The sequence below is a fragment of the Oribacterium sp. oral taxon 102 genome, assembly GCF_013394775.1.
GTDB lineage: Bacteria > Bacillota > Clostridia > Lachnospirales > Lachnospiraceae > Oribacterium.
In genome coordinates this window covers 790,367-813,193 of the sequence record NZ_JABXYT010000001.1, presented here as the reverse complement: position 1 = coordinate 813,193, position 22,827 = coordinate 790,367, and the positions used below count along the sequence as shown (strand labels likewise).

General features: G+C 54.7%; 24 protein-coding genes. 2 read left to right on the top strand and 22 right to left on the bottom strand.

Annotation, left to right across the window (positions count from 1 at the left end; translation table 11 throughout):
- Positions 1–154: 154 nt before the first annotated feature.
- The 3 genes from HW273_RS03775 to rbsK are packed head-to-tail and all read right to left on the bottom strand — an operon-like array spanning position 155 to position 2,664.
- The gene (locus HW273_RS03775; RefSeq protein ID WP_179010510.1) at positions 155–1,249 is read right to left on the bottom strand and encodes a substrate-binding domain-containing protein; all 1,095 of its coding nucleotides are present in this window, start codon (positions 1,247–1,249) and stop codon (positions 155–157) included.
- A 33-nt stretch (positions 1,250–1,282) separates the two neighbouring features.
- Positions 1,283–1,732 (bottom strand): RbsD/FucU family protein, encoded by a 450-nt coding sequence (locus tag HW273_RS03770; RefSeq protein WP_179010509.1) that lies wholly within the window; start codon positions 1,730–1,732, stop codon positions 1,283–1,285.
- Positions 1,733–1,743: 11 nt separating this feature from the next.
- Entirely contained in the window at positions 1,744–2,664 is a 921-nt protein-coding gene (rbsK, locus tag HW273_RS03765; protein ID WP_179012421.1) for a ribokinase, read from the bottom strand.
- A 272-nt stretch (positions 2,665–2,936) separates the two neighbouring features.
- Here rbsK and HW273_RS03760 point away from each other — a divergent pair, with 272 nt between their 5' ends.
- Entirely contained in the window at positions 2,937–3,425 is a 489-nt protein-coding gene (locus HW273_RS03760) for a hypothetical protein (protein WP_179010508.1), read from the top strand.
- A gap of 291 nt (positions 3,426–3,716) precedes the next feature.
- On the opposite strand, the gene HW273_RS03755 is transcribed toward HW273_RS03760, so the two are convergent.
- The 14 genes from HW273_RS03755 to HW273_RS03690 form a co-directional block, all read right to left on the bottom strand.
- Positions 3,717–4,478 carry a hypothetical protein gene (locus HW273_RS03755; RefSeq protein WP_179010507.1) on the bottom strand — a complete coding sequence of 254 codons (762 nt, stop codon included), beginning with the start codon at positions 4,476–4,478 and terminating at the stop codon, positions 3,717–3,719.
- A 15-nt stretch (positions 4,479–4,493) separates the two neighbouring features.
- Positions 4,494–5,759, bottom strand: coding sequence for a clostripain-related cysteine peptidase (locus HW273_RS03750; protein ID WP_179010506.1), 1,266 nt, complete (start codon positions 5,757–5,759; stop codon positions 4,494–4,496).
- Between the two features lie 63 nt (positions 5,760–5,822).
- Positions 5,823–6,221, bottom strand: a complete 399-nt coding sequence (locus tag HW273_RS03745) for a CAP domain-containing protein (RefSeq protein WP_179010505.1) — start codon at positions 6,219–6,221, stop codon at positions 5,823–5,825.
- A gap of 160 nt (positions 6,222–6,381) precedes the next feature.
- The gene (aroC, locus tag HW273_RS03740; RefSeq protein ID WP_179010504.1) at positions 6,382–7,449 is read right to left on the bottom strand and encodes a chorismate synthase; all 1,068 of its coding nucleotides are present in this window, start codon (positions 7,447–7,449) and stop codon (positions 6,382–6,384) included.
- 9 nt (positions 7,450–7,458) lie between these two features.
- Complete coding sequence (locus HW273_RS03735; RefSeq protein WP_179010503.1) at positions 7,459–8,526, bottom strand: lactonase family protein; 1,068 nt, start codon at positions 8,524–8,526, stop codon at positions 7,459–7,461.
- Between the two features lie 83 nt (positions 8,527–8,609).
- On the bottom strand, positions 8,610–9,704 hold the full coding sequence (locus HW273_RS03730) for an ABC transporter substrate-binding protein (RefSeq protein WP_179010502.1): 1,095 nt from the start codon (positions 9,702–9,704) through the stop codon (positions 8,610–8,612).
- Complete coding sequence (locus HW273_RS03725; protein WP_179010501.1) at positions 9,701–10,507, bottom strand: ABC transporter permease; 807 nt, start codon at positions 10,505–10,507, stop codon at positions 9,701–9,703. Before HW273_RS03725 ends, HW273_RS03730 begins: the two co-directional genes overlap by 4 nt.
- Positions 10,507–11,277: an ABC transporter permease gene (locus HW273_RS03720; RefSeq protein WP_442950859.1), complete on the bottom strand. Its 771-nt coding sequence runs from the start codon at positions 11,275–11,277 to the stop codon at positions 10,507–10,509. The genes HW273_RS03725 and HW273_RS03720 overlap by 1 nt, the downstream gene beginning before the upstream one ends.
- Positions 11,278–11,314: 37 nt before the next feature.
- A complete protein-coding gene (locus HW273_RS03715) occupies positions 11,315–12,403 on the bottom strand; it encodes an ABC transporter ATP-binding protein (RefSeq protein WP_179010499.1) in 1,089 nt (362 codons plus the stop codon).
- A 188-nt stretch (positions 12,404–12,591) separates the two neighbouring features.
- Positions 12,592–12,813 carry a FeoB-associated Cys-rich membrane protein gene (locus tag HW273_RS03710; RefSeq protein WP_179010498.1) on the bottom strand — a complete coding sequence of 74 codons (222 nt, stop codon included), beginning with the start codon at positions 12,811–12,813 and terminating at the stop codon, positions 12,592–12,594.
- Between the two features lie 67 nt (positions 12,814–12,880).
- On the bottom strand, positions 12,881–15,082 hold the full coding sequence (feoB, locus tag HW273_RS03705; protein WP_179010497.1) for a ferrous iron transport protein B: 2,202 nt from the start codon (positions 15,080–15,082) through the stop codon (positions 12,881–12,883).
- 21 nt (positions 15,083–15,103) lie between these two features.
- A complete protein-coding gene (locus HW273_RS03700; RefSeq protein ID WP_179010496.1) occupies positions 15,104–15,325 on the bottom strand; it encodes a FeoA family protein in 222 nt (73 codons plus the stop codon).
- A gap of 100 nt (positions 15,326–15,425) precedes the next feature.
- Positions 15,426–15,635 carry a FeoA family protein gene (locus HW273_RS03695; RefSeq protein ID WP_179010495.1) on the bottom strand — a complete coding sequence of 70 codons (210 nt, stop codon included), beginning with the start codon at positions 15,633–15,635 and terminating at the stop codon, positions 15,426–15,428.
- Between the two features lie 319 nt (positions 15,636–15,954).
- The gene (locus tag HW273_RS03690; protein ID WP_179010494.1) at positions 15,955–17,076 is read right to left on the bottom strand and encodes a DUF362 domain-containing protein; all 1,122 of its coding nucleotides are present in this window, start codon (positions 17,074–17,076) and stop codon (positions 15,955–15,957) included.
- Between the two features lie 132 nt (positions 17,077–17,208).
- Between HW273_RS03690 and HW273_RS03685 the strand changes: the two genes are divergently transcribed.
- Positions 17,209–17,601: a metal-dependent transcriptional regulator gene (locus HW273_RS03685; RefSeq protein ID WP_179010493.1), complete on the top strand. Its 393-nt coding sequence runs from the start codon at positions 17,209–17,211 to the stop codon at positions 17,599–17,601.
- A gap of 45 nt (positions 17,602–17,646) precedes the next feature.
- On the opposite strand, the gene HW273_RS03680 is transcribed toward HW273_RS03685, so the two are convergent.
- The 5 genes from HW273_RS03680 to HW273_RS03660 form a co-directional block, all read right to left on the bottom strand.
- A complete protein-coding gene (locus HW273_RS03680; RefSeq protein ID WP_179010492.1) occupies positions 17,647–19,743 on the bottom strand; it encodes a heavy metal translocating P-type ATPase in 2,097 nt (698 codons plus the stop codon).
- 77 nt (positions 19,744–19,820) lie between these two features.
- A complete protein-coding gene (locus HW273_RS03675) occupies positions 19,821–20,102 on the bottom strand; it encodes a DUF6110 family protein (RefSeq protein WP_179010491.1) in 282 nt (93 codons plus the stop codon).
- A gap of 197 nt (positions 20,103–20,299) precedes the next feature.
- A complete protein-coding gene (locus HW273_RS03670; RefSeq protein WP_179010490.1) occupies positions 20,300–20,635 on the bottom strand; it encodes an ArsR/SmtB family transcription factor in 336 nt (111 codons plus the stop codon).
- A 105-nt stretch (positions 20,636–20,740) separates the two neighbouring features.
- The gene (locus tag HW273_RS03665) at positions 20,741–21,901 is read right to left on the bottom strand and encodes a low temperature requirement protein A (protein ID WP_179010489.1); all 1,161 of its coding nucleotides are present in this window, start codon (positions 21,899–21,901) and stop codon (positions 20,741–20,743) included.
- Between the two features lie 21 nt (positions 21,902–21,922).
- Positions 21,923–22,792, bottom strand: a complete 870-nt coding sequence (locus tag HW273_RS03660) for a phosphoribosylaminoimidazolesuccinocarboxamide synthase (RefSeq protein ID WP_179010488.1) — start codon at positions 22,790–22,792, stop codon at positions 21,923–21,925.
- Positions 22,793–22,827 lie beyond the last annotated feature (35 nt).

The window sequence follows — 22,827 nt, the reverse complement described above, 5'->3', positions numbered from 1 at the left end:
ATATTTGCCGTATCAGTGCGGTGCATGAGATGAACTTCCTGCTTCTTCACATCCCCTTTTTCAGACAAAGCTGTCGCCTGATGGTACTGTATAAGCTCTGAGGCAGCGCTGGGAGCTGCTCCCAGCGCCTGCACAGCACATATCACATGAAACTTTACCGAATGGCGGGGTTCATCATGAACTGCACCTCTTCACTATCAATATTCTCGCTTGTTACGATCGTCGGAGGACAATTGATCTGCTTCTTTTCTTCAGGATTCTTCCCATTCATCACAGTCAGAATTGCATTCATCATACAATTATATCCCTGCGTATAGGCATCCTGAACGATAATGGCATCAAGCGTTCCGCTGCGAAGCGCCGAAACCTCGATATCATCTGAGTCAACACCAACAGATACAAACGATTTGCCAAGATTTGCTGCCGACACCGCCTGGCACACGCCATCCGCTGTAATATTATTTCCGGAGTAAAGACCAATCAGCTTATCTCCGTAGGATGCAATAATATTTTCCGCATTAGTCTGCGCCTTCTCCGTATTGTTGCCATTGTAGTATGTCTCTGTCATTTCAAGACCAGGCGCATTGGCGGAAATGTAATCGCGGAAGGACTGTATTCTGTGTTCAAGCGCTTCATTCTCGGCATTCATATTCACGCCGATTACACCGCCTTCCATAGGGATGTCCTTTGCCTTCATAGCTGCAAGGAATGCCTGTCCCGCCATCTCGCCGATCGTATCGTTAGAGCAGTAGTAGAACTCATTATAGCAATCCTCATTCGCCCCATCATCACCAGTCCCGATACCGCAGTTTACGAAATTAAGAACAATGCCTGCCTGCGTGGCCTCTCTGGCCTTCGGTACGGTTGGGTCAATCGAAAGCGTTGCTGTGACAATCGCATTCGGGTTCAGTGCGATTGTGTTTTCAAACGCCGTGATATATTCCTCGGTCTGCTGTTCCTCCGCCGGACCAGTCAGCGTATAATTGATCGTAATTCCATATTCCTTTTCCGCATCCGTCTTTGCCTGCAGAATGCCTACCTCGACCTGACTCCAGAAATTGGAAGCGGTTGACGGAGAAAGATATACAATGTCATAGCTTTTTCCAGACGCCGAAGCTGTCATTCCCGCCGTTGTTTCCTGTGATGTCGCTCCCGTCGATGCAGTCGTACTGCTCCCCGCGCCGCCGCAAGCTGTCAGAGAAACCGCTATTACCGCCGCCAGTCCTGTTACCATGGATCTTCTTTTCATTTTATCCCTCCCATGTCTATAAGTCGTCCCTGTTTACATAACGCCCTTTTGCATCAGGAAGCAGCCATACGGCTGGACTTCGCTGGTACAAACTGTAAGGAAAGCCCGTCCCGCTTTTTCATAGAATCTGGACCGTTCTATGGCGCTTACAATTTCCCTTTTGTATCCATTGTTTTCCACCGCCACGATGGCATCCTCCCAAACCCTTTGCTTTTCTATATGCATTCCGGAATCCGCATCCGGCACCATATATTCAACCGGATGCGCTTCATACTCAATGTCCAGCGGCATGAGCTTTAAAATCGAGTCAATGATCTCCGCCGCACCGCACCCCTTGGCATCCACCATGATGCCATTCGGCGTCTTACTGTGGGGCGGATAAAAATGATCCGCAATAACCAAAAGATCTCCATGCCCCATATCTGCCAGCGCCTTCAATAAATCAGAGCTGATATTTGAAGGTATTCCTTTTAAATAGCTCATATTCCCTCCTTTTAATGTTCTGCCAGAAATGCTTCGATTTCATCAAATGTCGGCATAGCCGGTGTCGTGCCGATCCTTTGTACAGACAATGCCGCCACAGCCTGCCCAAAACGCACCGCATCAGGAATCGGCTGTCCCTTCGAAAGCGCAGCCAAAAGACCTCCGTTAAAGGCATCGCCCGCTCCTGTTGTATCAACCACCTCCACTTGAAAAGCCGGGATAATGTCTTCGGTCTCTCCATCTGATATAAAAACGCCTCTTGCACCAAGCGTGATGACCACCTTTTTCACGCCTCTGTCCCGGAAGTACGCCGCGGCCCTCTTCGCCCCTTCCAAATCGTTCACCGGAACCCCTGTAATCTCTTCCGCCTCAACCTCATTTGGCGTAACCATATACAGCTTGGAAAGAAATTCATCCGTCATGGGCGCATACGGTGCACTGTTCATAATCACCCTGCAGCCATATCTGTTTGCCATATCTGCGATTCTTTCGTTTGCATCCTGGTTTACCTCCAGCTGAAGCAGGACATATTCGGATCCCTTTATCGTCTCCTCAAGGCTGTCAATATCCTCTTTGGAAATCGTTGCGCATGCGCCGGGAACAATTAAAATTTCATTCTGACTGCTTTTCTCATCAACCAGAATCAGCGCGATTCCTGTCTCCGTCCGCTCCGTGGTGAATACATGATCTTTGTTCATACGGAGACGATCCATGGTCTCCAGTGCGACATTCGCAAAGCTATCCTTTCCAAGCTTTGTAACCATAAGCACATCCGCACCTGCTTTATGCGCCGCTACTCCCTGATTAAACCCCTTTCCGCCTGGCCCCATCTTAAACATAGAGCCCTTTACTGTTTCTCCCGGGATCGGAAGATGCGGACTCCTTGCCATGAGGTCGACTACAAAGCTTCCAAATACCGTTACTTTTCCCATCATTAATCCCTCATTTTCATTTAATGAAAGCACTTTCTATATATCTTGTATCAAGATTATCAGTATTGAGCGAAAATGTCAATTATAAAAGTATATTTTAAATAATATTGTATTACTTGCACAATTTATGTTCTCTTTTTTGGCCATGATACATGTTTCATTTTATGAAACCATTTTCATAATAATATTGTAAAGCTTCTCCATACTTCCGCGTACCGATGTAATAAGGGAAGGATTATGAGGTCAAACTTCCGGATGCTTCATCTGAGACGATGCATCCCAATACCAGCTTCCTGAAATACTTCCCGGAAGCGAAACTTCCGGAAGTCAGTGAAAAAGCTGATCGGAGCATCTGTCTCAGGATCAGAGCATTTATAATGATCCGCAAGATCATTACCGGATATCATCTTGATGAGATCATCGGCCGCCTGATTGGGAAGAACACCAGTCTCTTTCTTGATCTGGCAGCATATTCCATTGTTACGGAAAACAACGCCGGGCAGTACTATCCGGATTATGCCTACACTCATCTACTGTTTACACAGGGGATGAAGCTGTATAGCGGCTCAAAGATCTCTTCTTTATTAATGGTTTTACAAGAGATCAGTGTATTGCTTTTTAAAATGAATGGAACAGCAGCCATAATCACCGTGAAAAGATCTATATCACTTATGATTCGACCAATAAGAATTACCGGGCAGGTGATCTTAAGTGCGTCGAGATCGGACATCCGAAGGATAACAACGGGAAACCGGTCCTGAACTATTCGGTTGCCTATGAAGCAGAACTCGAACAGCCCAATCAGCTGATGAAAAAGCAGAATGAGCGTCACAACAAGGAACTGCTCCAGGCAATCAAACAAAGCAATCCTTCATTTGAGGAGATCATGGAGTTCCTCGGCGCCGTTGTCTCTCAGAAATAAACCCGAAAGCCGTCGAAAGTTAATTTTTCAGGAAGTTCACTATAAACGATCTCAATTTTCCTTTAGAATTCAAGATGCAAAAATAAAAAGAGAATTTTTCTGAATTTGGAAAAGTCCCTGTAAACGGGCTTCATCTAAGGCTCGTCACATTCATCTCCACCGGCACATAATAGGAGACACCGTAAATGTCTGTCAGCTTGAACTGCAGCAGGATATTCATCTCCCCGCTGTCTCTCCCCAACGCCTCGGAGATCGAAATGTACCCGGGCTGGAAGTTCCCATTCCAGATCAGCGCCTCCTCGGAAAGGTAGCGGGCGCCAAGACAGCCGCCGCTCTCATCCGTGAGGATCGCATAGAAGCGCAGCGAATCGCCGTCCTCCAGCTGCCGAAGCCCCTTCGTCGGAACGCCCAGTGCGCTCTCCCTCTCATTTGCCTGCACCCGATCCGCTGTCCTCCGGCAGCCGGGGTGCTCCTCATCCTCGAGCAGCATGAGCTCCACCTGTGTGTCCCCGTTCAGGACGGCAGGGATGTATCCGTACCGATGCCACGCCCCTTCCCTTTGCTCATAGGTATAGTAGTATGCCGCCAGCTGCCCATCCAGCGCCCGCCACCTTCTGTCGAAATCGATGAGCAGATCTCCATCCTCATTCATGCGGTAGCGCACATCGGAGCCCATATCCAGATAGCCGTCACCGAGCTCCACGAAGCAGTCCAGCTCGATGTCCACGATCAGCTCCCACTGTTCTCTCGTCAGATTCAGGATATAGCATCCATCCCCCTGCCGTTCCACCTGAAGGATATGCTGATCCAGCACTGTTCCCTCCGGAATGCGGACCTCCTTCGGTCTGTACCAGTCGCTTCCCTCATACCGCCTGTCCGGCTCCGCGCCCATTTGCTCCGTGACATACTACTGTCCGGTAATCATGGTATTCATAAAGCGGTTGAAAAAGAGAAAATATTCCGAGGGATATCCGATCTCACAGAGCATATCCCGAACCCGATCATAGCTCTCCGGCCGACGGTAAGGGTAGTAGAATGCCAGTCCGCAGGAATTCTCGACCAGGCTTCTGGAATACACGATGGCTGATTCGGCCGCCTGCTCCAGCTCTTTTCTCCCGGAAGTCTCCTCCGGAAAGCGGTCGATATAGTCCAGCAGGTCTATCTGCTCATACTGTCCTTCCCCGAAGCTTTTGGTTTTCGCCGCGTGCTGCACGATCCCTACATATTCCGTTTCGACCTGCTCCGCCTCCCCCTTCAGAATGTCCTGCAGACGATCGACCACGTTCTTCACCGCAGCGAGACGGATCAGTGCAAGGGTATTGAAATCCCAGTAGTTTGCCTCGCTCTCATCTGTGAAATCATCCACGATTTTCCTGCCGAGGAGCTCCGCAGACAGACCGGTATCATGGGAGAGCGCCCGTAAAAATCCGGTGTATTTCCAGCCGGAGCAGGGCTCCGTCTCCTCCGAAGCGATCATGTAGTCTGCATTTTCCGAGAGTGCCGCCGCCGTCTCCAGCGTGCTCATGAGGCAGGCATCGAAGCCCACGAAATCGAAGCGCAGTCCTCCCGCGGCCAATGCCTGCCGAAGCTCGGAAAGCGGCATCATGCACTCCGGATAGTTCTCGTCATGCCCATAGCCCATCAGCGTGCCCGCGCCATGGTTCCAGAGGATCAGTGCATAGCGCTCCGAGGGATAGCTTTCCCTGGCAAACGTAATAAAGTCAGAAAGGGTTTCCCCCTCTGACATATTGCATTCTCCCAGATTTTCCAGCTCCGTGAGCTCGTTTTTCTCTACGAGGAAGCGCCTGCCCGCATGGTCGCCGATCTGAGGATCCTTCCAGCTTTTCGCTCCGCCGGTCTCGATCAGTATCCGGAGCGGCATTTCTGTCTCCGCCGCCAGAATCTCCGCGATATCATTGCTTGCCGCGCCATCCTCCGACTCCAGATCAGAACCGATCATATAGAGCAGGAGCGTGAAGCTCTGTCCATGCTTTCCGGACGGCGGAAGCTCCGTCTCGCGGCGCTCCCCCGCCTTGCCGCCCGCTTCGTCCGATGCCGCAGTGCCTCCTGTCGGGACGGTGCCTCTGTTTGTCCCTCTACAGCTCTGTAAAAGGCAGAGGAAAAAAAGCGCCGTCAGAAGCAGCGCCCCCCTCCAGACTTTTTTTCTTTTCACCGCGCGTCCCCCTTCCTGTCTGTCAGAAGACGCTTAATAGCCGAACTCCTGCGCCCAGTGCCACTATCCGTTTGCTTCAATGATGGAGATTCCGCAGCTTTTGAAGCTTCCGTTCATAATATTCGCCTTGTGGCTGGGAGAGTTCATCCATCCGTTCACGACACCGGAGGCGGAGCTGTAACCCATCGCCGGATTCTCCCCGTACATCAGGCCGCTGTTTACCGTATACCAGTCCGCGCCATTGGGTCTGGTATGCGAAAACACATACACGATTTCCTGCGCGCGCACCGTAGCGCAGTCCGCCAGTCCCTGATTCCATACCAAGGCGCCAAGCCCTGCCGCTGTCCGCTGCTGGTTCACAAGAGAGAGCGCCTCCTGCGCCGCATTGCCTCCTGCCTGCGCGGCATCCCGACGAGAAGAACAGGGATTACCCGGAAATGGGAAAGCTGTCTCGTTTACCATAAAGAGAGTCCGCCAAGAAAAGCCGGACGATATTTTATAGAGCTCGCAGTTCAGTACGGCAAGCAGTTCAGTCTGAAATACCGTAGATGAGCTCTCACAAAAACAACCCTTGCCCATTCAGATAAGGACAAGGGTTGTTTTCATTTGCTTCCCCAAGCTGCTATTTCATTCCATATACCCGCTTCAATCCGTCCAGCCGCGCGAGCGCATTCTCCAGCAGCATATCCGCGATGACGAGCGCCGTCATGCACTCTGCCACGACGGCTGCCCTCTCGACCACGGTAGGGTCATGCCGCCCGCGAATTTCGAGCGATACGCTCTCGCCGCACGCATTCACGGTCTGCTGGGGCTTGGCGATGGAGGGTGTCGGCTTGAAGTAGGCGCGGAGCAGCAGCTCCGAGCCGTCGCTCATTCCTCCGAGTACGCCGCCGGCATGATTCGTCCGCTTCCGGGGAAAGGCTGCACCGTCCTCTGTCTCCGCCATATAAAAGGCGTCGTTATTCTCAGAGCCGCGCAGGCGTGCTGCCCGCGTACCGTCTCCGAACTCCACCGCCTTGACGGCGCCGATGGACATGATCGCCTGTGCAAGCCGCGCATCCAGCTTGTCGAAGACCGGTTCTCCCAGACCCGGGCGAAGCCCCTGTACCCGGCAGCATACGACGCCGCCCGCGGAATCATGCTCCTCCCGGAGCGAGAGGATCCGCTGCTCCGCAGCGCGTTTTCCCGCCTCATTCGTCGTATCGATGCCGGCGAGCTCTATGACCTCTGCCGTGACAAAGATCCCGAACTCCGCGAGGAGCTTCGCCGCCACCGCGCCCGCCGCGACCCTCGCAACCGTCTCCCGTCCGGAGGAACGTCCGCCGCCGCGATAGTCCCGAATCCCGTATTTCTCGAAGAATCCGAGATCCGCGTGCCCCGGACGGAATACATCTTGTATGGAGGAATAGTCGCTGCTCCGCTGATCCGCATTGTACACTGCCATCGCGATCGGCATACCGGTCGTCTTCCCCTCGAACACGCCGGAAAGAATCTCGATCCGATCTGCCTCCTTCCGCGCGGTCGTCCGCAGATTCTGTCCCGGACACCGCCGATCCAGATAGGGTTGGATATCTGCCTCCGAGAGCGGGAGCCCTGCGGGACAGCCGTCTAGAACGACCCCCAGTGCCCTGCCGTGGGACTCTCCGAAGCTGGTGATCCGAAAAAGCTTGCCGAATGTATTGCCGGGCATGACGCCTCCTTATCCGAGCCTTGCCATTGCGATGCAGTTTGGCTCATCCACCTCGATCGAGCGGGCGTTCATGACCAGCATCCCCGTCTCGTAATCGACGGAGAAGAAGCTGATCTCTCCCGAATCGTTGTTGGCGACGGCGACATGCTTCTCATCCGGAAAAATACAAAAGTCCTTCGGATATTCTCCGGAAACCGGCAGACTGTTCTTCATCGTCAGGAGCCCGGTCTCCGGATCTCTATTGTAGACCGTCAGCGTATCGATACCCGCATTGGAGACGAAAAGATGCCGCGCGTCCTTATCCGGAGAGAAACGCATCTGACAGGCAGCGATCAGCGGATTCTCGGGATTGCTGTTGTGGGTGCTGATCGTCTGAATTTTCTCCAGCTCAATGTCATTCTCATCCTTTCCCTCCCGGAAGGTAAAGACATCCACCACATTCTTCACCTCATACATCAGATAGAGGAAACGGCGATCCGGCGAAAAGCGGAAATGCCGCGGCGCAGACTTCAGCTCACAGCGAATCGTATCAATCTGGCGCATCTTGCCGTCTGTCTTGTCGAAACGGAAGATCTTTACCTGGTCAATCCCCAGGTCGGCGACCAGGATATACTTCTGGTCATCCGTCATCCGCGAGCAGGAAACGTGGGGACGAAAGGTTCTCTCCGCGACCGAGCCGATGCCCTTGTCGTAGAAGCCGTCAACGATCGGTCCGACCGAACCGTCCTTCTCCAGCCGGAGAAGCGTCGCCTTGCCGTCATGGTAGCCGGAAACCATCAAATATTCGTCGTCGCGGTCAATCGCGAGGTGACAGCCGCGCATCCCGCGGATATTTCGGGTATTGATCCGGCTGAGTGCACCGTTCTCCAGGATATGGAACGCGACGACCCCCTCGTCCACGATGGAATACAGCGTCTTCTGGTCTCTGGATACCACAAGATAGGAGGAATTGTTAACCTCAATCTCGGTACGCTTCTTGAGGACGCCTCTCTCTACGTCTACATCACAGATTGTGATGCCCTTTGCCGATCCGGTGTAGGAATAGGAGCCGATATACGCTACATACTTTCCTTTCATAGTACCCTCCCGAAGAACTGCTTTTCTAAACATAGATTTTATCACCATATCCGCAAAAAGGACAGCGGATTTCACGGCAGCGCCTACTTCGCCTTGACCGTCTTCCAGCGGTTATTGTATTTCGCATCGTCCTCTTCTCCGAGGTAATGATAGACCTCCCCCTTCTCGAGCACCTGCCGCATATCCGGGAACACCGCCCTGTCCTCGAGATATTCCGGATCCAGCAGCGCCTGCGCGCCGATATTCGGCGTCGAATAGGTTATGTACTCGAAGTTCCGTTTCGCGATATCCGGACGGCAGAGGAAATTGATCCATTTCTCTGCATTCTCTCTGTGCGCAGCGTTCTTCGGGATCACCCAGCCGTCGATCCAGAGATTCGTTCCCTCCTCCGGCACGACATACTCGAGCTCCAGCCCGTTCTCCGCCGCCTCGCCCTGAATATAGAGCATCTCGCCGGAATAGATCACGCCGACCGCCGCCTCTCCGCCGATCATCTTGTCCCGCACCTGATCGACCACATACGCCTGCACGAGCGGCTTCTGCCGGATCAGCTCGTCTCTCGCCTGATCAAGCTCCGCCTCATCCGTCGTATTCATGGAGTGCCCGTCCTTCTTCAGCGCGACCATGAAGGCATCCCGTACGGAATCCTGCATCAGGATCTCTCCCCGCAGACGCTCGTCCCAGAGATCCGCCCAGCGCGTCGGGTACGGCACGCCCAGCTTATCCAGCATTTCCTTATTGTAAATGATGCCGACCGTTCCGGTCGTATAGGGGACGGCATAGACATTGCCCGGATCGAACTCCGCCGAGAGCTTCCAGTATTCCTCCCCGATCTCGCTGCTGTTGGGAATCTGCGAATAATCCAGCGGCGCGAGCAAATCGGTACGGATCATCTTCTCTATCATATAGTCGGAGGGGCAGACTGCATCGTAGACCACGCCGCCCGCCGCGATGACCGGATACATCTCCTCATTGGTCTCGAACATATCGTAAACCACATGAATACCGGTCTCCTCCTCGAAAAGCCCGATCACCTCCGGGTCGATATATTCCCCCCAGTTATAAACATTCAATGTATTGCCGCTGTCCACGCTCTTCTCCGCAGCACTGTCCGCGCAGGCAGACAGCGTCAGGGCGGACAGCAGAAGCGGCACTGCGAAAAAAGCTCTCTTCCTCATTGCTGCGCCTCCTTCCCGCTGCGAAGCCTCGTGAGCCGCTCCGGCGCGAAGTTCGCAAAGAGGAGTACGACGAAGACCGTCACGAAGATCAGGGCGGACAGCGCGTACATGCTCGGATTGATTCCCTTCCGCACCTCGGAATAGACGAGGGTTGAAATCGTATTGATCCCTGCGCCGCGTGTAAAGTGTGTAATGATGAAGTCGTCGAGACTCATCGTGAAGGCAAGCAAGAAGCCCGAGAGCACGCCCGGCATGATATCCGGCAGCACAACTCGGAAAAAGGCATAGATCGGTCCCGCACCCAGATCCTGCGCCGCCTCGAAATTGACCTGCGAGGACTGCCGCAGCTTCGGCAGCACAGACAGGATCACATAGGGGAGATTGAAGGTAATGTGGGCAATCAGGATCGTACGGAAGCCCAGACTGATGCGGAAGGCAATGAAGCAGAGCATCAGTGAAATGCCGGTCACGATATCCGCATTCAGCATCGGGATATTCGTGATGCCGAGAATCAGATTTCTCCGTTTGCGTCCCATTCCCCGGATCGCAATCGCCGCCATCGTCCCGAGAATCGTCGCCGCAAAAGCCGAAATTCCGGCAATCAGCAGGGTATTTTTCAGCGCCAGCAGGATATCCTCATTGGTAAACAGCTCCGCATAGCGGGAGAAGGTGAAGCCGCCCCAGCGCGCCCGCGACTTCGAGGCATTGAAGCTCAGCACAATCAGCACCAGAATCGGTGCATAAAGGAAGAGCACGATCAGAGAGAGATATATGTCGGACAATGCCCGTCTCCATTTTGCCATCAGAACATCGCCCCCTCTCCGTCATCATATTTCGAAAGCACCGCCATGGACAGAACAATGAAAAGCATCAGCACCATGGAGAGACCGGATCCCAGATTCCAGTCCGAGTTCACCGTGAATTCCTGTTCGATCACATTGCCGATCAGGAAGATCTTGCCGCCGCCGAGCATATTGGAGATCGCGAAGGTCGTCAGCGTCGGCACGAATACCATCGTGACGCCGGAGACGATACCCGGAACGGAGAGAGGCACGAGGATACGCCAGAGCGTCGTAAAGAAACTCGCGCCCAGGTCATAGGCAGCATTGATCGTATTGTCGTCGATCTTGATCAGGCTGTTGTAGATCGGCAGGATCATAAACGGCAGGAAGTCGTAGACCATGCCGAGAACGATCGCCCCCGGCGTGTTGATGAGATGCTGGTTCGGCAGATGCAGTGCCGTCAGTATCCCGTTGATCACGCCCTTCCGCTCCAGAAGCGTCTGCCAAGCGAGGATGCGGAGCAGAGAATTCATCCACATCGGAAGAATGAAAATAAATGCGACAAAAGAGCCCTTCCCCAGCTTCCGGTTCCGAAGAATCAAAGCGAGGGGAAACGCCAGAAGAAGACAGAGCAGGGTGCTCGCCGCGGAGAGCCCGAGCGCCAGATACAGCGGACGATAATTCTCCCAGACCAGAATCTCTGCGATATTCGCGAGGGTAAAGGCACCATTCCTGTCTGTAAAGCCGTAATACAGCACCAGAAGCAGGGGGATCACAATAAAGCCCGTCATCCATACCAGATAGGGCAGCGCCAGAAAACCGCTATGCTTACTCTTCAACGCCGATTGCCTCCTCATCCTCAGATGCCGGCTTATTCATGATCTGAATATTCGAGGGGCGGACATAGAGTCCTACCCTCGTGCCCGGCTCATGGAACTCTGTCGAGTGAATCAGCCACTCGAAGCCGTCCGGCGTCGTACATTCCATCTCGTACATCTCTCCCTTGAAGATGATGTGCGTCATCGTCCCTCTGAGGATCGCCCGCGGATCCTCCTCCGCGAGGATCTCCACATCCTCCGGACGGATCACCACATCCACAGGACGGTTCCTGCCGAAGCCCGTATCGACACAGGGGAAGACCGCGCCGAAGATCCGCACCAGCTTATCCTCCAGCATCGTACCCGGGACAATGTTGGCATCTCCGATAAAGTCAGCGACAAACGCATTCTCCGGCTCGTTGTAGATCTGCTCCGGCGTCCCGAGCTGCTGGATATAGCCCTGATTCATCACGACCACATAGTCGGACATCGTCAGCGCCTCCTCCTGATCGTGCGTGACATAAATGAAGGTAATGCCCAGCTCGTTCTTCAGTCGGATCAGCTCATACTGCATCTCCTGCCGAAGCTTCAGATCCAGCGCTCCCAGCGGCTCGTCCAGAAGCAGCAGCCGAGGCTCGTTTACGATCGCCCGCGCGATGGCAATCCGCTGCTGCTGCCCTCCGGAAAGAGAGTCTATGCTCCGTTTCTCGAAACCGTCCAGATTCACCAGCTTCAGCGCATAGCGGATCTTGTCTTGAATATAGGACTCGGATTTCCGCTTGATGCGGAGACCGAAGGCGATATTCTCCGCAATGCTCATATTCGGGAAGAGCGCATATTTCTGAAAAACCGTATTCAGCTGGCGCTTGTTCGACGGCAGATTCGTGATGTCCTGCCCCTCAAATAGAATCCTCCCCTTATCGGGTCTTTCAAAGCCTCCGATGATGCGAAGCGTCGTCGTCTTTCCGCAGCCCGATGGTCCCAGCAGGGTCACGAAGCTGTTTTCGCGTATCGAGAGATCCAGCTCGTCCAGGATCAGCTCTCCGTCAAAGGACTTCGTGATCCCCTTCAAATCAATCAGCGTATTTTCCAACTCCATTGCCTCCTCTATCGGCATTCGACGCGCGATTGGCTGTCCGGTCACAGCGTCCTGCGGCGATATAAGAAGTATTTTACCAAAAGCAGAGTGGAAAGCAAGCTAATTTCTTGTTTTGTTATTGTTCAGCGCCACAGTACGCATCGCGAAGCGATGCGGTGCGAAGTGATGCCGCGCAAAGCCGTAAGCAGTCAGCGCTTTTTCGTATGACGATCCAATATCGCCTGCTCCTCCGCGGTGAGCGCAGGCATCTTCCCAGAATCCAGCTCCTCATGCCCCACGTGGTCGCATTTCCCGCCCTTCGCATAGCTGCAGAAGGCACAGGAGCCGTTCTCCTTATGCTCCTTCCGAAGCGCCCGAATTACCAATGCCACGATCGCAAGCACGAAAAGTCCTACTATCCAGTTTCCCATACAGTTCTCCTTTTGAAAAACAGCCGCAGGGAAGCTCCCGGCGGCTGTCATGCATTTTCTGTTTCGTTTAGCCTATTGCCTTTTCAAACTTATCCGCAGTAAGCTTCGTAGCCTCTCTGTACGGTCTCACAAGTCCCCAGATCGCGAGCACCACCAACGCTATCGCCACGATGGTGAAGAGATTGAAGCCGACTACGCCGGCGAAGAGTCCGCCCAGCTGATAGATCACCAGCGCCGCACAGTACGCCAGTCCGCACTCCCATGCAATCGCAATCATTGTCCAGCGGCCGTTATTCATCTCTCTCCGGATCGCACCGATCGCTGCGAAGCAGGGCGCGCAGAGGAGATTGAAGGTCATGAAGCTGTAGGCGGTGATGCCGCTTCCGAAGTAGAGCCGCACCTGATCCCAGATCTGGTCTCCATTCTCCGCGAGCTCCTCAGCTCCGCTGTAGTGGAAGAGGACGCCGAAGGTACCCACGACATTCTCCTTGGCAATCAGCCCCGTTACCGTCGTGACAGCCGCCTTCCACTCTCCCCAGCCGAGCGGGATAAAGAGCCATGCGAAGGCTCTGCCGATCGCAGCGAGGATGCTGTTGTCCATATCATCATCCGGCAGCAGGTTCATGCCGAAGTCGAAGTGCGAGGTAAACCATACGAGGATCGTCGCGAGAAGGATGATGGTCCCCGCCTTCTTCACGAAGGAGGTCGCTCTCTCCCAGACACTCTTCAGCACATCGATTACTCTCGGCAGATGATATGCCGGAAGCTCCATGACGAACGGCGCCGGATCTCCCGCGAAGAGCTTCGTCTTCTTCAGCACGATGCCGGAGAAAACGATAGCGCAGACCCCCATGAAGTATGCCGACCAGCCTACCCACGCGGAATCATTGAACATCGCGCCGGCAAGCAGTCCGATGATCGGAAGCTTCGCCGAGCAGGGAATGAAGGTCGTCACCATGATGGTCATGCGGCGATCCCGCTCATTCTCTACCGTACGGCTTCCCATGACGCCCGGCACGCCGCAGCCGGTTCCGATCAGCATCGGAATGAAGGACTTGCCGGAAAGCCCGAACTTCCGGAAGATCCGATCCATGATGAACGCAACTCTTGCCATGTACCCGCAGCCCTCAAGAAAGGCAAGGAAGAGGAAGAATACGATCATCTGCGGCAGGAAGCCGAGCACAGCGCCGAGTCCCGCGATAATGCCGTCCAGCACCAGACCTGTGAGCACCTCTCCGGTGCCGAGCGACGCAAGCAGAGATGCGAAGAGCCCCGGAATGGACGGAAGCTCGAAGAGCCCGAAGAAGCTCCACGGATCACTTCCGAAAAGCACGTCATTAACCCAGTCGGTCGCACCGGTACCGATGGTCTGAATCGATACATAATAAACCGCGAACATTACAACCGCGAAGATCGGAAGCGCCAGGAAACGGTTCGTTACGATGGAATCGATCCTGTCCGAAGCCGTCAGGAGCGCCTTGCTCTTCTTCTTGTAGGCACCGCCGATGATGCTCTGAATGTAGCCGTAGCGCTCATTGGTGATAATAGACTCCGCATCGTCGTCCTCCGCCTTCTCCACCTCGGAAATGATGGACTCGACATCGAGCTTCTTCGCCTCCTCCGCCATCTCGCCGCGGATCTTATCATCTCTCTCGAAGAGCTTCACCGCGAAGAAGCGTCTCTGGTTCTCCGGCACATAGGGCGCGATCTTCTCCTCGATCTGACGAACCGCATTCTCCACATTCTCCGCGAAGCAGTGTGCGATCTCATGATTCACGCCGGTCTGCGCCTCATGCACCGCGAGCTCCGCCGCCTCCTTCACATTGGTGCCGCGGAGTGCGGAGATCATGATGACCTTGCAGCCGAGCGCCTCGGAGAGCTTGTCCAGACGGATCTCGTCCCCGTTCTTCTCGACGATATCCAGCATGTTTACTGCCATAACGACCGGGATGCCCAGCTCCTTCAGCTGCGTGGACAGATAGAGGTTTCTCTCCAGATTGGTGCCGTCCACGATGTTCAGGATCGCATCCGGTCTGTTGTTAATGAGGTAGTTTCTCGCCACCACCTCCTCCAGCGTATACGGAGAGAGCGAGTAGATACCCGGAAGGTCTGCGATCGTGACATCCTTATGTCCCCTCAGCTTTCCTTCCTTCTTCTCCACCGTGACGCCAGGCCAGTTTCCCACATACTGGTTGGAGCCGGTGAGCTGGTTAAACAGCGTCGTTTTCCCGCAGTTCGGATTTCCCGCTAGCGCAATCGTAATTGCCATATCCTTCCCCCTCTTGTCTGCTTACTCTGCAATCTCAATCATTTCCGCGTCCGCCTTGCGGATCGAAAGCTCATAGCCTCTTACCGTAAGCTCGATCGGGTCTCCCAGCGGCGCAACCTTCCGTACATGAACCTGCGTCCCCTTGGTGATCCCCATATCCATGATCCGGCGCTTCACAGCGCCTTCGCCGTTCAGCTTCTTCACCACGGCATCCATTCCCGGCTTCAAATCTCTGACTGTCATACTCCCCTCCTTGCTGAAACTGCCGACACTGCGATACGCAGCAAGCCCCACACACCGTTCCGTACAGCCACGGCGGATTTTCTGTCTCCCGGCAGAGGGCTTATACTATGATTTTCGCCGCCATCTCCTTGCTGATCGCGACTCTGGCTTCCTTAACTTTTACGATGAGATTTCCCGCCGAGGTGGAAATCACAGTGACGCTCCCGCCCGGGACGAAGCCCATGTCGCTGAGATGCTGTCTCACTTCACTGCTTCCGCCGATTCTCTGAATCGTTTGCTCTATGCCTGTATCTGCCAATGTCAGCGGCATTGCAAGACACCTCCTTTGCCAAATCTTCCGCAGCAAAAGCTGCGGCAAAAATAGTTTTCTCGAACTAATCTCATAACAGATTAGCACCATCTAACTTTCTTGTCAAGAAAAAAGTCGGTCCCGAAACCGTCCTCCTTCTCCCCCTCCTTCGGAGCAGAAAAACCGCCTGCCAAACGGCAGACGGTTCCCCCTTTGCAGCATTTTGGCGACGGTTCCGTAAGGCATTCGCGCTTGATAAATACGGAAAACCGGGGCAACACTGATTATATGCCAAGGGGCGTGATGAATAAATCAGTGTTTCCCTATGTGCCTTGAAAGCTCACAGCCTGAGCAATTCATACTCCCTCATTCCGAGTCCGATTTTCTCCCCATGCTCCAGTGTCTCACGATAATGCACATTCGGATTGCTGTCGAGGAAGTGGTCATGGTGGTGCTGCCAGTCCGGCTTCGCGAGATTATCGCCGAGCTGGCTGTTCCGGATCGGCTCCGCCTTAAGGCAGAGATCCACGCACGCCTGATCAAGCGCCACTGGATCGAAGCTGGCGAGCATACCGATATCCGGCAGAATCGGGGCATCATTTTCTCCATGGCAGTCGCAGTTCGGTGAAACATCGGTGATCAGACTCACATGGAAGCAGGGTCTGCCGTCGCAGACCGCCTGCGAATACTCTGCGATCTTTCTGCCCAGAATGGCGAAAGCACCCTCTGTATTGTTCTCGATCGCATCGAAGGCGCAGGCTCCGATGCAGCGGCCGCAGCCCTTGCAGATCTCCTGATTGATGTACGCCTTGCCGCTCTCATAGGAGATCGCATCCGAGCCGCACTCCTTCGCGCATCTCTTGCAGTCCCGGCAGAGCTCCGGGATGACATGCGGCTTGCCCTCATTGTGCTGCTGCATCTTGCCTGCGCGGCTCCCGCAGCCCATTCCGATATTCTTCAGCGTGCCGCCGAAGCCCGTCGCCTCATGCCCCTTGAAATGGGTCAAACTAATGAAGATGTCCGCATCCATCACAGCTCGTCCGATATACGCCTCCTGAAAATATTCTCCGTTTCGAACCGGCACCGCGATATCATCCGTCCCGCGCAGCCCGTCACCGATGATCGTCTGACAGCCGGTCGTCATGGGGTTGAAGCCGTTCACCTCCGCACAGTACAGGTGCTCCAGCGCATTTTTGCGGGAACCCGGATAGAGGGTATTGCAGTCCGTGAGAAAGGGCTTGCCTCCCAGCTCCTTCACAACCTCTGCGAGCGCACGCACATAATTCGGGCGCAGATAGGAGATATTCCCCAGCTCTCCGAAATGCAGCTTGATCGCGACGAACTTGCCGTCCATATCAATCTCTCCGATCCCTGCTCTCCGCACCAGCTTCTGCAGCTTTTCCGGAAGGCTCACGCCGATCCGTGTCCTGAAATCCGTAAAATAAACCTTTGCCCTCTCCATGTTTTCCTCCTGTATTCTCCCTTAGACTTCTGCTTAATTATAGCACTTCCCTTGCTCTTTTCCCAAACTATCATTTGCATTTTTATGGAATCTGTGCAAAGATAGGAGCATAGGTTATAGGAGGTTAACGCTATGAAAGCATATGAAACCCATGAATCCGAAGAAAATTATCTGGAAGCGATTCTGATGCTCTCGCAGGATCGGCAGCATGTCCGCGCCATCGATATCGCCAACATGCTCGGCTTCTCGAAGCCCAGCGTCAGTATTGCATTAAAGCGCTTCCGCGAGGAGGGCAAGGTGGATGTCGACGAGAAGGGCTCGCTCAGCCTGACGAAGACCGGCATGGAGATCGCCCGCTCCACCTATGAAAAGCACCTCGTGCTGACGGACGTGCTGGTCGCGCTCGGCGTCAACGCCTACACCGCGTCGCAGGATGCCTGCCGGATGGAGCATGTCCTGAGTCCGGAGTCCTTCGCGAAGATCAAGGAATATTACCAGAAGATGAAGCCCGAAAAGCAGTCTTGAGCCGGCAGTACCACCCATGGTAAATCACGCTGCATCGTGACGCCTTCAGGCAGTTCTGCTCTCGGCAGGCTCCCTCTTCAAAAGGTTCGTCATGCTCTCCATGCCGATCCCCACCGTGGAAATGTTGTGCAGCAGCGCCGAGTTCGCCGGCTGCAGCACAGCCGCCACACCGAGCCCGATCAGGAGCGCATTGAAGCCGATGATGAAGCGGTAATTCTTCTGTATCCGCCCCATCAGCGCATTGCTGAGCTCCTTCAGCACGACAAGGGAATGGAGATCTCCCTCCGAGATCGTGATATCCGCGACCTCCCGTGCGATTGCCGCGCCCTCGCTGATCGCAATCCCCGCATCCGCCTCGGAGAGCGCCGGCGAATCATTCACGCCGTCTCCGATCATGATGACCTTTCTGCCCTGTTCGTGCTCCCTGCGGATGAAGCCTGCCTTGTCTTCCGGCAGCACCTCTGCATAGAACTCATCCAGTCCCAGCCGGAGCGCCACGGCGGATGCCGTCCTCTGACTGTCGCCGGTCATCATTACCGCCTTCTTGATCCCGACATGCCGGAGCGCGGAAATCACTTCCCGTGCCTCCTCCCTAAGCGGATCGGCGATCAGGATCACCGCCGAGAGTCTGCCGTCCACCGCAAGATAAAGATGGGAAAACTCCTCCGGCAGGCTCCGGAATCTCTCCTCCTCGCCCTCCGGGATCACGCAGTGCTCATCCTCGAAGATGAAGTGATAGCTCCCGATCAGGACTCTCCTGTCCTCATAGAAGCTGGAAATCCCGTGCGCTACGATATATTCCACCTTGGTATGCCGCTCCTCATGCCGCAACTCCCGCCGCTTCGCCTCCGCCACGACGGCATTCGCCATGGAATGCGGGTAATGCTCCTCGAGACAGGCAGCGAGACGGAGCATCTCCTCCTCATTCTGCCCATCGAAGCTGACGACACGCTCCACCCTCGGCATCGCATAGGTCAGGGTTCCGGTCTTGTCGAAGACGATGGTCTCCGCGTCGCTCACCGCCTCCAGAAATTTCCCGCCCTTCACGGAAATGTGATAGCGTCCCGCCTCCCGCATCGCGGAGAGCACTGCGAGCGGCATCGAGAGCTTCAGCGCACAGGAGAAGTCTACCATCAGGAAGGCAAGCGCCTTCGTGACATTGCGGGTCAGGAGATAGGTCAGCACCGAGCCGCCGAGGCTGTACGGCACCAGCCGGTCGGCAAGGTGGGAGGCTCTGTCCTCCGTTCCGGATTTCAGCCGCTCGGACTCCTCGATCATATGCACGATCCGATCATAGCGTCCGCTTCCCGCCGCCTTCTCCACGCGGATGCGGCATTCGCCCTCCTCGACCACCGTACCGGCATAAACCACCGAGTCCGCGAGCTTCCGTACCGGCATGGACTCACCTGTCATAGAAGCCTGATTCACCATCGCCTCGCCCGATATGACCTTGCCGTCCAGCGGGATCATATTTCCGGTTCGGACGATCACGATGCTGCCGACCGAGACCTCCGTCACCGGGAGCAGCAGCTCCTCTCCGTCCGACTCGACCCAGACCTTATCTACATTGAGCGACATCGTCCGCGCGAGATCGTCTACCGACTTCTTGTGCGTCCACTCCTCCAGTGTCTCTCCGACCGTGAGCAGGAACATGACAGAGGTCGCTGTATCATGGTCGCCGCGGAGCAGGGATGCCGTAATCGCCGTCGCATCCAGCAGCGCCACCTCGATCCTGCCGTGAAAAATGCTCTTGAGTCCCGCGAGCACAAAGGGAACTGCCTTCACGATCGCCAGCGGCATCCGGAGCGCATGCGGACAGAAAGCAATACTGAGTGCCCGGCGGGCGACGGCGCCGATCAGCCGCTCCTCATACTGCCGGTTCAGCTCCCGTCCGGTATGCTCCGGAACGAGCCCCTCATTCCCTTCATAACGGAAGCGCGCCAGCAGCGAAAGCAGCTGTTCCCGCGCGCCCCCATAGTAAATGATCGCATCGCCGGTTCGCTCATAGACACGCACCTCCCGGATGAAGTCCTTCGATTGCAGATAGTATTGCAGGATATCCGCCTCCTTGACTGTCATCCGTGCCGTAGCGATATGGACGCGCATGCGCCCTCTCGATTCATGGAGAATTTGACATTTCATAGTTTTATTCCTTTACTGTATAAGTCCCCAGCGGCAGCTACAGAAAAGGAGTCAGCTGAACGCTGACTCCCTCCGGCTCACGCTTCCTTCTCCGCCTCGTCGGCAATGACTGCCGCAGCCTTCTTCTCCGCACGCTTCTCATTGATTCTCTTCGCGTCCTCGTAGATGTCGTTCGCATTCTCCCGGATCGAGGTGCTGACCTTCATCACGCACTCCTGTCCGCGAAGCACTGCCGCGGTCGTCTCCGTGTAGACCTTCTTGGCATCATCGCTCGAAAGCACCTTCACGCCCGCTGTCCCGAAGAGTACGCCGCAGGCAAACAAACCGATCTTCTTCCAGTCGCAATTCCAAAAACTCATATTTACTCCTATCTGCTCTCTTCCGAGCGATCTCATTTTTTACTGGGGACACTCTGCGTTCCCTGTCCCTGCAGCCTTATTCTACCCATTCCGAAAAGGAAAAGTCAACACTAATCTCCGCTTTCTTCTGTATTTTATTTGTGCAATTTAGTTAAAATTAACTATCCGTTTTGGATAAGTTTTACAAAACTATCCGTTTATTCTTCGATATGCTCCTTGCCCATCGCGATGATCGCCTTGACATGCTCATCCGCCAGAGAATAGACGATCGTCTTTCCTTCCCGGCGGGCGCGGATCAGCTTCGAGGTTCTGAGGATCTTCAGCTGATGTGAGACCGCAGATTGGTTCATCTCCAGATCCGCGCAGAGCTCCGTTACATTGCGTTCCTGCTCGAAGAGGTCATAGAGAATGCGTATCCTCGTGGAATCTCCGAAGATCTTGAACAGCTCCGCGAGATCGCAGAGCTCTGCCTCCGAGATATTCTGCACGAGATGCTTCACCTTCTTTTCACTAAGCTGCATTTCCTTTGTCATTTCTCCGTCATTTCCTGTCTTTTCCTAATCCAACCCTTCCAAGCCGTTCCGCTGCGCCATCTGCAGTTCCTCGAAGCGGGAAGTACCGCTGAGCGCGCAGCCGCATTACTCCAGATACCGTCCGATGTGCAGCGGCTTCCCGGTCTTTCGCTTGTATTGCCGGAGCTGCAAGCCCAGATGCAGATATACATAGAGCAGCGTGAACAGCGTAGAGAAACGCGGCTCATCCGCACTCAGAATAATCCCCGGAATATAGAAAGCCAGGAGCAGCAGCAGCAGAATCAGATAACGCTCATCCAGAAAGCCGATCGGCTTCCCATAATGATTGATCCCGAGCAGCAGCCCGTAATACAGAATCATCATGACGAGCAGGAAGACCGGCCGCAGCGTGCTGTGCATCCCCTCCCGCGCGAAAAATTCGAGCGCGATCGTCGTCGAATTGATGACAATGATCAGCGGCACATGGAGGAGCAGCATTCCCAGCCCGCTGGTCTTCTTATGATGATCCAGCACGTTATCATAATAAAATCCATAGCTCAGGAACATCCCCGTCGCGATCAGGAAGGCGGAGAGATTGTAATAAATGCTCCCGCCCGGATGAAAATAAGAGCCGATGCCGATCAGCATCTCTCCGAAGGTCAGGATCACGAGCAGCAGGATCCGTTCCGTCAGGTGCGGAAAGTCTGCCGGATGCTGCGTCAGGAAATGATGATTCCGATAACGGATCACAAAGCCGAAGAGCAGGGCAAGCGCAGAAAGAGGGAGCCCGCTCAGCCTGTAAACCGGGATGCAGAGCAGCACCAGAAGCGCCTGCATGCAGAGCCCCTGAAAGGTATAATACAGGATCTGCCGGTCCAGCTCGTCGAGGTGATGCCCGTATTCCCGCTTGTCCCAGTTCCGATAGGCAAGATTCAGGAGAATCCCCGCCCATGCGAGATGATAACGGGCATAATTCTGCATAAGATGCGCTGCGCCGCTCGTCGCCATATAGTAGAGCAGATACATATTCAGCAGGATCGTCAGGTAATCCCGGATCGACTTCCGGCCGTAGCGGTTAAAAAACAGCACGGAAAAGAACCAGACCTGCACCGCGACCGCCATCAGAAAGAAGAAGCTCCCCAGCAGCTCCGCCGACGGAAATCCGCTCTCCATGCCATGGAACAGTCCGTTGATGCTGCGAAAGGTGTAGACAAAAATCAAGTCAAAGAAAAGCTCGATATATTCGACTCTTTTCTCAGGCTGCATCGTATTCTTTTCCGCATCCATGCTTTACCGCCTATTCTGTAATCAGAGCTCCCTGCCGGTGAGCATCGTATACGCCTCCTTGTACAATGCACTGGTCCTCTCCACTACCTCCTCCGGCAGCGTGTTCTGATTGTCCGGATTGGCACGCAGCCAGTCACGGACATACTGCTTGTCGAAGGATGCCTGCGGCTTTCCCGCCTCATATCCCCTAAGCCTCCAGAAGCGGCTGGAATCCGGCGTCAGCACCTCGTCGGCGAGTACGACATTTCCCTCTCTGTCCAGCCCGAACTCGAACTTCGTGTCCGCAATGATGATGCCGCGGGAGAGCGCGTAATCCGCGCATTTCCGATAGACAGCGAGCGTCGCGTCCCGAATCTTCACAGCGAGTGCCTCTCCGCGCCCCGGGAAGGCCTTTTCCAGCACGCCGATGGACTGCTCGAAGCTGATATTCTCATCGTGCTCCCCCAGCTCCGCCTTCGTAGACGGCGTATAGAGCGGCTCCGGCAGCTTCTCGCACTCCTTAAGCCCCTCCGGCAGCTTCCTGCCGCAGATTGTCCCGTCCTTTTTATAATTCTCCCAGCCGGAGCCTGTGATATAGCCGCGCACGATGCACTCGATCGGAATCATCTCCAGCTTCCTGCACAGAGTGGAGCGCCCCTCGAAGCTCTCATTCCGGAAAAATTCCGGCATATCCTTCGTGTCTACGGAGAGCAGATCGTTCGGAATGACGTCCCTCGTAAAATCGAACCAGAACTTCGACATCTGGGTCAGTACCCTGCCCTTGTCGGCAATCCGATTGTTCAGAATGACATCGAACGCGGAAATCCTGTCCGTAGCTACCATCAGCAGGTTTTCTTTGAGATCATAGATCTCACGAACCTTTCCTTCCTTAACTGGAACAAACGCAGTCATGAAATATCCCCTCCATTAGGTTTTGTCGCTATCCG

Coding starts and splice junctions, on each gene's coding strand:
- aroC (WP_179010504.1), bottom strand. CDS start 7,449: ATGCCCGGCAATACATTCGGCAAGCTTTTTCGGATCACCAGCTTCGGA.
- HW273_RS03695 (WP_179010495.1), bottom strand. CDS start 15,635: ATGCCGCTGACATTGGCAGATACAGGCATAGAGCAAACGATTCAGAGA.
- HW273_RS03665 (WP_179010489.1), bottom strand. CDS start 21,901: ATGGATGCGGAAAAGAATACGATGCAGCCTGAGAAAAGAGTCGAATAT.
- HW273_RS03760 (WP_179010508.1), top strand. CDS start 2,937: ATGCATCCCAATACCAGCTTCCTGAAATACTTCCCGGAAGCGAAACTT.
- HW273_RS03685 (WP_179010493.1), top strand. CDS start 17,209: ATGAAAGCATATGAAACCCATGAATCCGAAGAAAATTATCTGGAAGCG.
- HW273_RS03725 (WP_179010501.1), bottom strand. CDS start 10,507: ATGGCAAAATGGAGACGGGCATTGTCCGACATATATCTCTCTCTGATC.
- HW273_RS03675 (WP_179010491.1), bottom strand. CDS start 20,102: ATGAGTTTTTGGAATTGCGACTGGAAGAAGATCGGTTTGTTTGCCTGC.
- feoB (WP_179010497.1), bottom strand. CDS start 15,082: ATGGCAATTACGATTGCGCTAGCGGGAAATCCGAACTGCGGGAAAACG.
- HW273_RS03710 (WP_179010498.1), bottom strand. CDS start 12,813: ATGGGAAACTGGATAGTAGGACTTTTCGTGCTTGCGATCGTGGCATTG.
- rbsK (WP_179012421.1), bottom strand. CDS start 2,664: ATGGGAAAAGTAACGGTATTTGGAAGCTTTGTAGTCGACCTCATGGCA.
- HW273_RS03745 (WP_179010505.1), bottom strand. CDS start 6,221: ATGGTAAACGAGACAGCTTTCCCATTTCCGGGTAATCCCTGTTCTTCT.
- HW273_RS03690 (WP_179010494.1), bottom strand. CDS start 17,076: ATGGAGAGGGCAAAGGTTTATTTTACGGATTTCAGGACACGGATCGGC.
- HW273_RS03755 (WP_179010507.1), bottom strand. CDS start 4,478: ATGGGCGCGGAGCCGGACAGGCGGTATGAGGGAAGCGACTGGTACAGA.
- HW273_RS03680 (WP_179010492.1), bottom strand. CDS start 19,743: ATGAAATGTCAAATTCTCCATGAATCGAGAGGGCGCATGCGCGTCCAT.
- HW273_RS03735 (WP_179010503.1), bottom strand. CDS start 8,526: ATGAAAGGAAAGTATGTAGCGTATATCGGCTCCTATTCCTACACCGGA.
- HW273_RS03715 (WP_179010499.1), bottom strand. CDS start 12,403: ATGGAGTTGGAAAATACGCTGATTGATTTGAAGGGGATCACGAAGTCC.
- HW273_RS03660 (WP_179010488.1), bottom strand. CDS start 22,792: ATGACTGCGTTTGTTCCAGTTAAGGAAGGAAAGGTTCGTGAGATCTAT.
- HW273_RS03700 (WP_179010496.1), bottom strand. CDS start 15,325: ATGACAGTCAGAGATTTGAAGCCGGGAATGGATGCCGTGGTGAAGAAG.
- HW273_RS03770 (WP_179010509.1), bottom strand. CDS start 1,732: ATGAGCTATTTAAAAGGAATACCTTCAAATATCAGCTCTGATTTATTG.
- HW273_RS03720 (WP_442950859.1), bottom strand. CDS start 11,277: ATGACGGGCTTTATTGTGATCCCCCTGCTTCTGGTGCTGTATTACGGC.
- HW273_RS03775 (WP_179010510.1), bottom strand. CDS start 1,249: ATGAAAAGAAGATCCATGGTAACAGGACTGGCGGCGGTAATAGCGGTT.
- HW273_RS03730 (WP_179010502.1), bottom strand. CDS start 9,704: ATGAGGAAGAGAGCTTTTTTCGCAGTGCCGCTTCTGCTGTCCGCCCTG.
- HW273_RS03670 (WP_179010490.1), bottom strand. CDS start 20,635: ATGACAAAGGAAATGCAGCTTAGTGAAAAGAAGGTGAAGCATCTCGTG.